Genomic DNA, 13,071 nt, shown 5'->3' on the forward strand with positions numbered 1-13,071 from the left:
GGGGGGGCGGTGGGCGCTGCCCCCGCGCCCCCCGCCCCCCCGGCCGTGGGTGCGGTCGGGCGTCAGGTCCGGCGGTCCGCGTCGGCCCGGTTCAGCGCGTCGCGCAGGGCGGCCCGGGCGGTGATGCCCAGCTTGGGGAAGATCCGGTACAGGTGCGAGCCGACGGTGCGCGGCGAGAGGTGCATCCGGTGGCCGATCTCCTTGTTCGTCAGGCCGCCGGCCGCCAGCTCGGCGATCCGGCGCTCCTGCGAGGTCAGCGGGGCCGAAACCGGTGCCGAGGCCGGTGCCGAGGCCGGGGCCGGACTCCGGGCCGGTTCCGGGGCCGGGCGGTGTGACGGGACGTCGGCGGCGCGCAGTTCGGCCCGGACCGGCCGTTGCGCCTGACCGAGGCGGGCGGCGTGACCGGCGACGAAGGCGGCCTCGGCCAGCCGCCGGTGCCGTTCGGCCCGGTCCTCGCTGAGTTCGGCGGCCCGGGTCAGCCAGTGCACGGCCGCCGGCGCCCCGCCGCGTCGGGCCGCGGACTCGGCGGCGGCCTCCAGGACGGCGGCGACGTCCTCGTCGGGGTCGACCGTCGCGGCCGCCAGGTGGGCCGCCCGGCGTTCGAGGTTCCCCCGGTGGGCCCGGGCCAGCACCAGGTGGGCGGCGCGGCGCTGGTCGGCCGTGGCCAGCTGCACGACGGTGGAACGCACCAGCGGGTGGCGGAAGACGAGTTCGCCGGTGACCGGCTCGGTGCCCAGCAGCCCGGCGGCCACGGCCGGGTCGGCGTCGCGCATCCGGTACCGGCTGTCGGGGAGCGCCTCGGCGCCGCCCGGGGAGCCCGCGTCGTCCAGGGCACCCGTCAGGAGCTCGGCCCGCACCCGCGGGTCGAGGGCTTCGATGCGGGCGCCGAACAGGCGGTGCAGCCGCCGGGGCAACGGCACGCCGGGCCGGCCGACGAGGCCCTGGACCGGGAGGCCGTCGACCGGGAGGCCGTCGACCGGGAGGCCGTCCGACCGGTCCGCGAGCTGGGCGGGCAGCTCCAGCAGTGCGAGCGGGTTGCCCCGGGCCTGGTCCAGTACGGTCCGGCGGATCCGCGGGTCCAGCTCCGGGTACCGCTGGTCGAGAAGGCGCCCGGCGTCCTCGTCACCGAGGGCGGCGACCGGCAGTTCGGGCAGGGCGGCGGTGTCGAAGCGGGACGGGACGTCGGTGCGGACGGCGACCAGCAGCTTCACCCGGCTGCCGGCCAGCCGCCGGCCGACGAAGCCGAGGACGTCGGCGCTGGAGTCGTCCAGCCACTGCCCGTCGTCGAGGACCAGCAGCAGCGGCCGCCGGGCGGCGGAGACCGGGAGCAGGCCGAGGACGGCGATGCCGAGCGTCATGACCGACGGCGGATCGCCCGGCGGGACGTCAGGCGATCCGCCCGGCACCGAACCCGGCACCGAACCCAGCACCGAGCCGAGCACCGCCCGGGAGCCGTCGTCCAGCCGCGCGAGGCCGGCGAGCAGGGGATGGAGGAGCTGGTGCAGCCCGGCGTGCGGCAGTGCGGACTCAGCCTCGACGCCGGCGGCCCGGACGACGAGGTGGCCCGCCCGCTCGGCCCGCGCGGCGGCGTGGTCCAGCAGCGCGCTCCTGCCGACTCCCGCCTCGCCCCGCAGGACCAGCGCCCCGCCCGTGGCGGACTCCACGAACGCCGCCAGCTCCGCCTGCTCCTGCGCGCGCCCCACCAACGCCGTACCGGTGGACCCCATCCCCGTGCTCCTTCCTAACGGCTCCCACCGGGCGTGCCACGGGCGGGCGGCGGTTCAGCCGGTGCGCAGCGGGCCCGCGAAGGACTTGCGGAGGGCGCCGGGGGCGGCGACGGGGAGCAGGGCGGCGAGCATCCGGCCCTTGAGGTGCTGGGGGTGGCGGGTCAGTTCGACGTCGACCCGGGTGCCGTCGCCCTCGGGAGTGAGCTTGAAGACCCAACCGCCGCCGGGGCCGAAGAGCTTGGAGTCCAGGGTGGTGACGGTGACGGTGTCGCCGTCGGGCTGCCACTCGTAGCGGGCGCGCTCCCAGGCGGCCGCGGTGCCCTCGGTGACCTCGGCCCAGGTGTCGCCGAGGGCGTGCACCTCGAAGTGTTCGGCGTCGATGGACGGCCAGGCCTCGGCGCGGGCGGGGCTGAAGTCGGTCAGGACCGCCAGGACGTCCTCGGCGCCGAGGGTGGAGACGAGCTGGAAGCGTACGACTGCCATGGTGGTGTCCTCATCAAAAGTAACTGTTCTGACCGGTGACGAAAGAGTTCCATGAGTCGGCGTCACCCGTCAAGACGGTGACGCGAATCGGGTCGGGGAACGCGGAACGGGCGGACACCCGTGAGGGGGTGTCCGCCCGTTCTGCGTGCGGGTCAGCGGTCGGTGGGCCTCAGGGCACGGCCGGGGGGAGCGTCGCGCCGGGGGAGGCCGGGGCCCAGGTGGGTGGGGCGGCGGCCTCCTGGGGGTCGGTCTCGCGCATCAGGACGCGCCAGCCGTCCGCGCCGCCGTTGCCGTCGAGGCGCAGGCGGAACTGCTTGACCTGCCGGGTGCGCCCGAAGTACAGCACCACCGACTGGCGGACCTCGCCCTCGCCGTGGAACTCCGCCGTCACCGGGCCCTGCGCGCCCTCCCGGAACGTCCGGACCCAGTTCGCCGCCGTGCTGCGCGCCTCGGCGCCGGAGCCGTCGGAGGTGGCCATCGTCGCCAGCGAGCCCTCGGAGCCGTCGGCGAGGCGCCAGACGATCTGCTGGGTCAGGTGCAGGGTGCCGGTGGAGGGGTAGCCGACCACGCGCAACGGCTCGTGGGAGGCGTAGTCGTTGACGTAGTCCAGGCCGTCGTCGGCGGACAGCCACCAGGCGGTGGCGGCGGAGGAGACGAGGGTGGCGGCCACCGCGGTGGCCGTGACCGTCCTCCACCGGCCCGCAGGGTTCTCCCGGCTCTCCCGACTCTCCGGGTTCTCCGCGTTCTCCGCGGGCCTGGTGGTTCCGGTCGGCCCGGCAGGCCTTGGGTGGTGCATTGCCGCTCCTTTGCCCACTGTTGAACAACAGTGCTGCGGGGAGCTTAGGGCGTGTCCGGTGGATCGGGCCAGGTCCGGGGCCGCCCCCGGCGCTCGACGGCGCCGGGGGCGGCCGGGTGGCGGTGGGTCAGTCCAGCGTCCACCGCTGCAACGGCGAGCCGCTGTCCGGTTGTTGGGCCAGCAGGTCGCCGTCGGCCGGTCCGGCCGTGGTCAGCAGGAGTCCGCTGCGGCGGTTGGTCAGGGTGTAGGCGCCGGAGGGGAGCCGGGTGGCGGTCCAGCGCTGGTTGTCGCCGCCGGTGCAGGTCCACTGGATCACCGGGGTGCCGGGTGCGGTGGCGCCGCCCCGGCCGTCCGCGCACAGCCGGGAGTGGAGGTTGGTGAGGGTGTACGAGCCGTCGGCCTGCCGGGCGAAGGTCCAGCCCTGGTTCCGGCCCCCGTTGGTGGTCCAGGTGTCGAGCCGGGTGCCCGGGGTGGTGGACCAGTCGGGGACGTCCAGCGCCTTGCCGCCGGTGGACAGCACGTGGGTGCCGTCGAGGACCGGGGCGGCGCCGGCCGGGGTGAGGGTGAGGGTCTGGGCGGTGACCGGGCGGGTGTCGGCGGTGCTGCCGGGGTTGTCCCAGGTGCGCTGGGGGGAGGTGGTCACGGCCTGGGCCCCGGTGGTGAGGCTGAGCGCGAGGTCGCTGTAGCGGTTGACCAGGCGGTAGCCGCCGGTGGGGGTGGACGGGCCGCTGCCCGCCGGGCTGGTGACCACCGTCTGGACGGACCACTGCTGGCCGACGGTCGGGCTGCTGCCGCGGGCGGCCAGCGTGGGGGCGGCGCCCCAGGCGCGTCCGGCGTTGCCGCGGGAGTCGACGCCGAGCAGCTTGCCGGAGCCGGCGTTGGCGATGGTGTAGAAGCCGTCGCCGGTGGGGGTGAAGGTCCACTGCTGGGCGGCGGTGTCGGCGGTGGCGGAGGTGGTGAGGGTGCTCCCGCTCTGGGCCAGCGAGTGGCCGTCGCCCGCGGCGAGCCGGTACGGCACCCCGGTGGTGACGGGGGCGGCCGGCGGGGCGCCGGCGGCGGTCGGGGCGATGCTGATCTCGGCGTACTCGCCGCTGCCGGTGGAGCAGCTGTACCAGCAGTAGGAGCGGAAGGTCCTGCCGAGCACGGTGGTGCCGGTCCGGCTGCCGGAGTCCACCAGCCAGCGGTACCAGGAGCTCTGCGGCCCGCCGACGGAGCCGATGTCGGTCCACTGCTGGGTGGCCAGGTCGTCGGTGACGTAGTAGTGCTGGGGCTGGTCGGAGCCGGCCTCGTTCTCGGGGGTGCCGAGGTACTTGCCGAGGTAGGCGCTCCAGGCGATGTTCAGCACCGAGAGCTGCGAGGGGGCGGGCATGGTGCCGGCGGCGATCTGGGTGCGGATGCTGCCGGTCCGGTCGGGGGAGTAGCCGTCGCCGGGGGCGAGGTAGCCGGTGCCGACCCCCTGGGCGGGGACGAGGTCGCTCTCGGCGCCGCCGATGCCCGGGGTGGACCAGGAGCCGTCGTGCCACTTGGTCCAGGAGGAGGCGGCCAGCTTCCCGGAGATCGGCGCGCGGGCGACGTGCTCCTCGAAGCCGCCCCAGCCGCCGGTCTTGTCGACGGCCCGGGACATGTAGAAGACGTAGAAGTAGCCGGAGCGGTAGTCGGTGAACAGCCGCGGGTCGCCGTCGCCGTAGGAGTAGGTGGAGCCCGGGAAGGTCGTGGTGTCGCCGCGGACGGTGCTGTACGGGGTGGTGATCGCGTGGTCGGTGATGGTCCAGGTGTGGCCCCGGTCCTTGGAGACGGTGGCGTCGATGGCGTCGTAGTGCAGGCCGTCGCCGAAGGGCTGCGGGGTGAACTCGTTGTGGACCAGGCCGTACCACCAGCCGGTGTCGGGGTCGACCCAGACCCCGGTCAGGTCGCAGTAGTTGGGCTGGGCGTAGCCGGAGCCGGCGGGGGCGGCGGTGGCGCCCAGGCCGGTCGGGCTGTTGTCGCAGCGCCAGGTGGTGTCGCCGTTGCTGTCCTGGGGGTTGGCCGGGTTCACCGCCGTGCTGATCGGCGCGAGGGTGGCGGTGTCGAAGTCCGAGCCGCGGTAGAACTGCCAGCTGCGGCCGTCCTTCGCGCCGTAGAGCGAGTGGGCGGACTGGTAGTAGAACTGCCCGTCGGTGTCGGTGTAGCCGAAGGCGGGGGTGTCGTCGGCGTTGCCGAAGGGGACGGGCTTCCCGGCGGAGAGGGTGTACGACGCGGGCGGTGCCGCGCTGCCGCCCCAGACCTCGGTGGGGGAGGGCGTGCACGGCGCGAGGCCGACCCGGGCCCCGTCCGTGGCCGAACTCCCCTGGACGGCCAGGCACTTGGCCGACTTGGCGGAGTAGACGGTGCCGTCCGGGAGCCAGCCGAAGCGCTGGTTGGGGCCGGAGGTGCAGCCGTACAGCTGGAGCAGGGCGCCGGTGGCGTTGGAGGCGTCGGTGACGTCGAGGCACTTGCCGAACGCGGTGACGCTGCCGTCGGGGTTGCGGGTCCACTGCTGGCGGGCCGAGCCGTCGCAGCCGAGCAGTTGGACGGGGTTGCCGTCGGCCGTGCCGCCGTCGGCGTCGTCCAGGCACTTGCCGCCGATGGTGACCGTGCCGGTGGTGGCGGCAGCGGCGGTGGCGACGGCGGCAGTGGTGGTGGGCGGGGCGGCGGAGGCGGGGGGTGCGGCGGCGAGCGGCAGGCAGGTGGCCGCCGCCAGGGCCAGGACCGGCACGAGCGAGGCCCGGGCCGGCCGGGACGTCGTCCGTCTCATCGGGGGATCCTTCCGGAGGCGTGCCGCCCGCTGGGTGGGGGAGGCGGCACGACTGGCGATTAGTTCCGCCAGAATCCGAACTTATTGCGGGTCATGTCAAGACCCGTGCAGCAGATCGGGGCGTACGGTCAGCGCCGGGCGGGCGTCATGGCGCTGGTCGGGTCCTGGTAGACGGCGTCCAGGGCGAGCAGCGCGCCGCCCCGGGCCGTCCCGGTCAGCCCGGTGGTGGACAGCACGATCTCGCAGCCCCCGGCGTCCGGGGCCATCACCCGCTCGCGCACCTGGGCGGTCACGCTGTCCAGCAGGTACTCGCCGAAGAAGGCGAAGTGCCCGCCGAGGACGATCAGCCGGGGGTTGAGGACGTCGGCGAGCAGCGCCAGACCGGGCGCGAGGTTGTCGGCGATCCGCTGCACCGCGGCCAGGGTGCGGGCGTCCCCGGCGCCCGCCCGCTCGCGCAGTTCGGCGAGTCGGCGCTCCAGGTCCACCATCGGGTCCCAGACCAGGTCGCCGGGGTCGGCGGCGTAGCGCAGCAGGGCGCCGCGGCCGACGGTGGTCTCCCAGCAGCCGCGTCTGCCGCAGGCGCACAGCTGCTCGGAGGGCACCAGTTGCAGGTGGCCGACCTCGCCCGCGTAGCCGCCGGCCCCGCGCACCAGCTGCCCGCCGGCGATGATGCCCACCCCGACGCCGGTCTGGCCGGTGACGTAGACCAGGTCGCGGACGTTGTCGGCGGAGGCGGTCACGTACTCGGCCAGCGCGCCGAGCTTGGCGTCGTTCTCCAGGTGCAGTTCCGGGGCGCCGGGGCCCAGGCGCTCGCGCAGGCCGGCGATGGCGGGCACGTCCCGCCAGCCGATGTTGGAGGCGAAGCCGACGGTGCCGGTGGCCATGTCGGTGGCGCCGGGCGTGGCCAGGGTGACCCCGGCGACCCGGCCGCCGTCGCGGCGCAGCGCCTCGATGCCCCGGGCGACCAGCTGGGCGGTGGTGTCCAGGGTGGCGTCGGGCCCGGCGGCCCGGACGTCGAAGGGGATCCGCTGCTCGGCGGTGACCTCGCCCTTGAGGTTGAGGGCGAGCAGGCTGACGTAGTCGACGTTGATCTCGGCGCCGATGCCGTGCACGCCGCTGCCGTCGATCTCCACGGCCTGCCCGGGCCGGCCGACGGTGCCCCGGTCCCGCTCCGCCTCGCCCTCGCGGATCAGCCGGCCCTCCAGCAGTTCTGCGGTGAGGTTGGAGACGGTGGCCTTGGGCAGGCCGGTGTCCTCGGAGATGCGGGCGCGCGAGCGGGGGCCCTCGTCGCGCAGCAGCCGCAGCACCATGCCGAGGTTGGCCCGGCGGGACGACGAGCGGTCGCGGGCCACGGCCGGCCCGGCCATCGCCAGACTCCGTACGCCCGAGCCTTGAAGCGCTGCCTTCACGAACCGCTCCTCCTCCGGTGCCACCGTCACGGCCGACGCGGGCGTCGACACTGCCTCTTGACTTTATCAGGGTTGGTTCAAACAATAACCGAACGAATTGGCCGGTTCCCACTCCGCCCCCGGGACCGCGCCCCGCCCTCCCGGTTTCGAGGAGACACACGTGAAGACAAGACCCGTTTCGACGGCCTCCGCACTCGCGCTCGTGACGGCCGCGGTCCTCGTCGCCGGCTGTTCCTCCGGCGGCAGCGGCAGCAGTGGCGCGGACGCCGCCTCCGGCCCGGTCAAGCTCGACTTCTGGGGCTGGGCCCCGGGGTACGAGGAGTCGGTCGCCCTGTTCAACAAGACCCACCCGGGCATCCAGGTCAGCTTCGGCAAGACCGCCTCCGGTTCCAAGGGCGGCTACACCAAGATGCTCACGGCCGCCAAGGCCGGCAACGCCCCCTGCCTGGCCCAGGTCGGCTACGAGACCCTGCCCAGCTTCGCCGCGGCCGGGGCCCTCACCGACGTCGGCACGTACACCGCCGACGCCAAGGGCCGGTTCGCCGACTGGACCTGGAAGCAGGTCACCGTCGACGGCCACACCTACGGCCTCCCGGTCGACACCGCGCCGATGGCCCTGATGTACCGCAAGGACCTGTTCGCGAAGTACGGCATCGACAAGCCCCCGGCCACCTGGGAGGAGTACGCGGCCGACGCCGCCAAGGTGCACGCCGCCGACCCCACCGTGTACCTCGGCAACTTCGGCAACGACCCGTACACCTACGCCGGCCTCGCCTGGCAGGCGGGCGCCAAGTGGTTCGGCACCGGCAACGACCAGTGGCAGGTCAGCCTGAACAGCGACGCCAACCGCAAGGTCGCCTCCTACTGGCAGGACCTGCTGGACAAGAAGCTGGTGAAGGCCGACCCCAGCAACGACGCCTCGCAGTTCAGCGACATGGCCAACGGCAAGATCCTCTCCGACGTCAACGCGGTCTGGGACGCGCCGATCATCGCCGGCAGCGTCAAGGACGGCGCCGGGCAGTGGGCCGTCGCCCCGATGCCGGTGTGGGACGCCGCCAACCCGGCGTACGGCAACGACGGCGGCTCGGCCACCGCTGTCCTGAAGGGCTGCGCCCACGCCAAGGAGGCCGCCGAGTTCGCCACCTGGATGAGCACCGACCCCGACAGCGTCGGCAACCTGATCAAGGTCACCGGCATCTACCCGGCGGCCACCTCGGCGCTCGCCCACCCCGCGCTCTCCCAGCCCGACCCCTTCTACGGCGGGCAGGTGATCTACGACGTCTTCAAGGCCGAGACCGCCCACATCACCACCGACTGGCAGTGGGGCCCGACCATGACCCAGACCTCCACCGACCTCGGCGACGGGCTCGGCAAGGCGGGCACCGGCGGAGCCACCCTGCCGAACGTGCTCGCCGACCTGCAGAGCAGGACGGTGGCCGGCCTCAAGCAGCAGGGCCTCGCCGTCGCCGGCTGACCGGGCACCCGGACCGACCAAGGAGGGACGAACCCCCATGACCACCGCCCTCGCCGGGCGGACAGCACCGCAGGACCGCGCCGCCCGCCCGGACCGCCCTGCCCGCCACCGGGCCCGGACCGTCGCGCTGTTCCTCGCCCCGTTCCTGCTGCTGTTCACGGCGCTGTACCTGGCGCCGATCGGCTACACCCTCTACCAGAGCCTGTTCCGGATGCACCGCTCCGGCCTCGGCCTCTCCGCCCCCACCCAGGTCTTCGCCGGCCTCGGCAACTACGCGACGGCGCTGGGCGATCCGGCCTTCCGCGGCTCGCTGCTGCGGGTGCTGCTGATCGGCGTGGTCCAGGTGCCCGTGATGCTGGCCCTGGCCCTGGCGCTGGCCCTGCTGCTGGACGCCGGGTCGACGATGTTCAAGCGGTTCTTCCGGCTGGCCTTCTTCCTGCCGTACGCCCTGCCCGGGGTGGTCGGCGCGATCATGTGGTCCTACCTGGTCGCTCCGGGCCTGAGCCCGATCACCGCCGCCGCCCACCACCTGGGCCTGGACCTGAACCTGACCTCGGACGGCATGCTCGGCGCGACCATCGGCAACATGCTGACCTGGGGTTGGACCGGCTACAACATGCTGATCATCCACTCCGCCCTCCAGGCCATCCCGGCCGAACTGGCCGAGGCGGCCCGGATGGACGGCTGCTCGGCCTTCGGCATCGCCTGGCGGATCAAGGTCCCGATGATCCGCCCCGCCCTGGTGCTGACCACGGTGTTCTCCGTCATCGGCACCGCCCAGCTCTACAACGAGCCCGCGATCCTGCACAACGTCGCCCCCAACCTGAGCAGCAGCTACACCCCCATCTACGCCGCCTACAACGCCGTGGACGCCAACGACTTCAACCTCGCCGCCACCGAGTCCGTGGTGCTCGCGGTCCTGGCGTTCGCGCTCTCCTTCGGCTTCCTCAAGCTCGTCCAGCGTCGCGGGGAGGCCCTGTGAGCACCGCCACCGACACCGCCACCGAAACCGGCACCGCCCGGTACCAGGCCTCCCGCTGGCTCACCCTCGGCGTGCTGCTGATCGCCTCGGTCTACTTCCTCGCCCCGGTCTGGTGGCTGCTGGTCGCCTCGACCAAGACCAGCAGCGGCCTGTTCGCCGGGAACGGCTTCTGGTTCGGCGACTTCGCCCTCGCCGACAACCTGCGCGACGTCTTCACCCGCCAGGGCGGGATCTACTGGCAGTGGCTCGGCAACAGCGCCCTCTACGCCGTGGGCGGCGCGGCCGGCTCCACCCTGATCTCGGCGATGGCGGGCTACGCACTGGCCAAGTACCGCTTCCGGGGAAGGGAGTTGACCTTCAACGGAGTGCTCGCGGCCGTGCTGGTGCCGCAGCCGCTGCTGGCCGTGCCGCTCTACCTGATGTTCTCCCAGCTGCACCTGGTCAACTCCTACTGGGCGGTGCTGCTGCCCAGCACGGTCAGCCCGTTCGGCGTCTACCTGGCCAGGATCTACGCCGCCGCCTCCGTGCCGGACGAGCTGATCGAGGCCGGACGGATCGACGGCGCGGGCGAGTTCAGGATCTTCGCCACCATCGCGCTGCGGGTGATGTCCCCGGCGCTGGTCACGGTCTTCCTGTTCCAGTTCGTCGCCATCTGGACCAACTACCTGCTGCCCGTGCTGATGCTGGCCGACGACCACCTCCAGCCGGTCACCGTCGGCGTGGTCGGCTGGCAGGCCCAGCGGGCACTCGGCCCCGGCGCGCCGCCGCTCAACATCGTGGTCACCGCCGCCATGGTCTCCGCGATCCCGCTGGTCATCCTGTTCCTGTCCCTGCAACGCTTCTGGCGCGCCGGCCTCACCGCCGGGAGCGTCAAATGAGGAGGCCCGGCGTGCCCGCCCGGTACCACCTGCGGTTCCAGCTCCACCCCACCCCGGACGCCGCCGAACGCGCCGCCGAACTCGCCTCCTTCTGCCGGGAGTCGGGCGTCGAGGAGGTCGTCCTGCTGCTCGCGGCCGAGGAGCTGTACCCCGGCCACCCGGCGGGCGGGGTGGAGGACCGGCTGTACGACACCGCCGCGACCGCCACGGCGGTCCTGCGCGCAGCCGGGCTCGGCGTCAGCCTCAACCCCTGGGTCACCCTCGGCCACGCCGACCGCGGCCGGGCCGACCGGCTCGGCTTCGCCCCGATGGTCGGACCGGACGGCACCGTGGCCACCGCCCAGGCCTCCCCGGCCTGTCCGCGGTTCCGCGCCTGGATCACCGCCCACTACGCCCGCTTCGCCGAACTCGACGTCCGCGTGCTGTGGTTGGAGGACGACCTCCGCTACCACAACCACGCTCCGCTGCCCTGGGGCGGCGGCTTCGAACCGCTGATGCTGGAGCGCCTCGCCGCATTGGCCGGGGAGCCGGTCGACCGGGAGCGGGCGGTCGCCGCCGTGACCGCCCCCGGCCCGCCGCACCCCTGGCGCGCGCTGCTCCAACAGGTCTGGCGCACCGCACAGTTGGAGGTGGCCGGCGAGGTGGCGGCGGCGGTCGCCAAGGCCTCCGGCGGGCGCGCGCGGCTCGGCCTGATGAGCTCCGAGCCCGGCGTCCACTCGGTCGAGGGCCGCGACTGGCCGGCCCTCTTCGACGCGCTCGCCATCGACGGGGAAGTCTGGCACCGGCCGCACTTCGCCCGCTACTCGGACGCGCCGGGCCGCGAACTCAGCTTCTCGGTCTGGATGCTGGAGGTCCAGCGGGCCCTGCGGCCGCGCCATGTGCGCAGCGCGCCGGAGGTCGAGAACTGGCCGCACACCGCGTGGTCCAAGTCCGACACCCAGACCTGGTCGGAGCTGGTGGCCGCCCAACTCGCGGGCTCCGACGCGCTGTTCCTCAACCTCCACCCGATGCAGTCCGGCGCCGCCGGACGCTTCCCGCGGGTCGCCGAGCTGCTGCGCCGCTCCCGGCCCGCGCTGGACCTGCTCACCGGCCCGGCGGCGCGCACCCGCGGCGTGACGCTGCCCGTCCGCCAGGACGCCGCCGCGCACGTCCGCACCCGCCGGGGCGGCGACCTCGCCGAACTGGCGGTCGACCCCGGCCCGGCCGCGGACCACCTGCTCCGCTACGGCGTCCCGGTCACCGCCGAGGACGGCCCGGTCCGGGTGCTGTTCGGGCAGCTCGCCTGGGCCTACCAGGACGCCGAGCTCCGGCGGATGCTCGCCGACGGCCTGCTGCTCGACGGCACCGCCGCCCACATCCTGCGGGCCCGCGGGTTCGGCGAGCTGCTCGGGGTGACCGTCGAGGAGGTCGTCGAGCGCGGAGCAGGGGGCGGAGCCGGGGGTGGAGCCGCGGGCGGGCCGGGCCCGTACGCGCTGGAACGCGTGCTGACCGGGGAGGGTGCGGGCGCCTACCTGAGCGTCAACCTCCAGCCGGCCCTGGCCCGGCTCCGGCCGGCGGCGGGGGGCGAGACCTGGACCGAGATCCTCACCCCCGACCACCGGTTCTGGGGCGCCGGCCGGTGCGTCTTCACCAACGAGCTCGGCGGCCGGGTCGCGGTGACGGCCGCCACCGCCGTCGAGCTGCTGCCCCACGACGACGACGGGCAGCGCCTGCTGCACGCCGCCGTCCGCTACCTGGAGGGCGACTCCCCGACCCTGCCGCTGGTCACCGGCGGGCCCCACCTGATCCCGCACCTGACCCGCACGGCGGACGGCTGGCGGCTCGCCGTCGCCAACGGCAGCGCCGACCCGGCCCACCCCCGGGTGCACCTGCCCCGCGGGGCCGTCCGGGCCGAGGGCGTCCTGCTCCGGCCGCTGGCAGACCCCGAGCCGGTCGAGGCCGCGGTGACCGGTCGCAGCGTCGAGGTCACCGAGGAGCTGCCGCACCGCGGCTGGCTGCTCCTCGACTGGCGGTAGCCGCGGCCGGCCCGGGCACCTGGGGCGTGTCGGACACGCCTTCGGTCAGGCCGACCTGACGGTGGGGAAGCGGTCGCCGCCGACGGCCCAGCGGCCGCGGCGCATCACGGCGACCAGGTCGTAGGTGTCGGAGTCGAGGACGACGAGGTCGGCGAGCTTGCCGGTCTCCAGGGAGCCGACCGAGTCGGCGAGGCCGAGCAGGCGGGCCGGGGTGGCGCTGAGCGACTCGACCGCCTGCGGCAGGGTCAACCCGTGCACCAGCAGCGCCCGTCGGAGCACCCGGTCGAGGGTGAGCGTCGACCCGGCGATGGAGCTGCCGTCGGGGAGCATCGCGACGCCGTTCTCGACGCGGACCTGGAGGGGGCCGAGGGGGTAGAGGCCGTCGCCCATGCCGGCGGCGCCCATGGCGTCGGTGATGAGGGCGACCCGGTCGGGGCCGGCGGTGCCGTAGGCGAGGTCGAGGACGGAGGGGTGGAGGTGGACGCCGTCGTTGATGAGTTCGACGGTGACGCGTTCGTCCTCCAGGAGGGCGAC

10 protein-coding genes are annotated in these 13,071 nt (G+C 74.3%); 4 read left to right on the plus strand and 6 right to left on the minus strand.

Annotated features, from left to right (window positions below):
* Positions 1-62: 62 nt before the first annotated feature.
* The 5 genes from ACFXOZ_RS40085 to ACFXOZ_RS40105 all read right to left on the minus strand — a co-directional run bounded on the left by ACFXOZ_RS40085 (position 63) and on the right by ACFXOZ_RS40105 (position 7,188).
* Complete coding sequence (locus tag ACFXOZ_RS40085; protein WP_380594973.1) at positions 63-1,727, minus strand: AAA family ATPase; 1,665 nt, start codon at positions 1,725-1,727, stop codon at positions 63-65.
* A gap of 54 nt (positions 1,728-1,781) precedes the next feature.
* Positions 1,782-2,210 (minus strand): hypothetical protein, encoded by a 429-nt coding sequence (locus ACFXOZ_RS40090; protein ID WP_380533103.1) that lies wholly within the window; start codon positions 2,208-2,210, stop codon positions 1,782-1,784.
* Positions 2,211-2,379: 169 nt separating this feature from the next.
* A complete protein-coding gene (locus ACFXOZ_RS40095; RefSeq protein WP_380594975.1) occupies positions 2,380-3,006 on the minus strand; it encodes a hypothetical protein in 627 nt (208 codons plus the stop codon).
* 127 nt (positions 3,007-3,133) lie between these two features.
* The gene (locus tag ACFXOZ_RS40100) at positions 3,134-5,779 is read right to left on the minus strand and encodes an RICIN domain-containing protein (protein WP_380594977.1); all 2,646 of its coding nucleotides are present in this window, start codon (positions 5,777-5,779) and stop codon (positions 3,134-3,136) included.
* A 128-nt stretch (positions 5,780-5,907) separates the two neighbouring features.
* Entirely contained in the window at positions 5,908-7,188 is a 1,281-nt protein-coding gene (locus ACFXOZ_RS40105; protein WP_380531821.1) for an ROK family protein, read from the minus strand.
* 160 nt (positions 7,189-7,348) lie between these two features.
* Between ACFXOZ_RS40105 and ACFXOZ_RS40110 the strand changes: the two genes are divergently transcribed.
* Genes ACFXOZ_RS40110 through ACFXOZ_RS40125 form a run of 4 tightly spaced genes read left to right on the plus strand, consistent with a single transcriptional unit; the run spans position 7,349 to position 12,537 of the window.
* A complete protein-coding gene (locus ACFXOZ_RS40110; protein WP_380531818.1) occupies positions 7,349-8,662 on the plus strand; it encodes an ABC transporter substrate-binding protein in 1,314 nt (437 codons plus the stop codon).
* Positions 8,663-8,699: 37 nt separating this feature from the next.
* Positions 8,700-9,644 (plus strand): carbohydrate ABC transporter permease, encoded by a 945-nt coding sequence (locus ACFXOZ_RS40115; RefSeq protein ID WP_380531815.1) that lies wholly within the window; start codon positions 8,700-8,702, stop codon positions 9,642-9,644.
* On the plus strand, positions 9,641-10,522 hold the full coding sequence (locus tag ACFXOZ_RS40120) for a carbohydrate ABC transporter permease (RefSeq protein WP_380531812.1): 882 nt from the start codon (positions 9,641-9,643) through the stop codon (positions 10,520-10,522). Before ACFXOZ_RS40115 ends, ACFXOZ_RS40120 begins: the two co-directional genes overlap by 4 nt.
* 11 nt (positions 10,523-10,533) lie before the next feature.
* Positions 10,534-12,537, plus strand: coding sequence for a hypothetical protein (locus ACFXOZ_RS40125; protein WP_380594979.1), 2,004 nt, complete (start codon positions 10,534-10,536; stop codon positions 12,535-12,537).
* Positions 12,538-12,582: 45 nt separating this feature from the next.
* Here the strand turns inward: ACFXOZ_RS40125 and ACFXOZ_RS40130 are convergent.
* Positions 12,583-13,071 (minus strand): amidohydrolase family protein (locus ACFXOZ_RS40130; RefSeq protein ID WP_380594981.1); only part of this gene is annotated, 489 nt, incomplete at its 5' end.

The sequence above is a fragment of the Kitasatospora sp. NPDC059160 genome (assembly GCF_042755465.1).
GTDB lineage: Bacteria > Actinomycetota > Actinomycetes > Streptomycetales > Streptomycetaceae > Kitasatospora.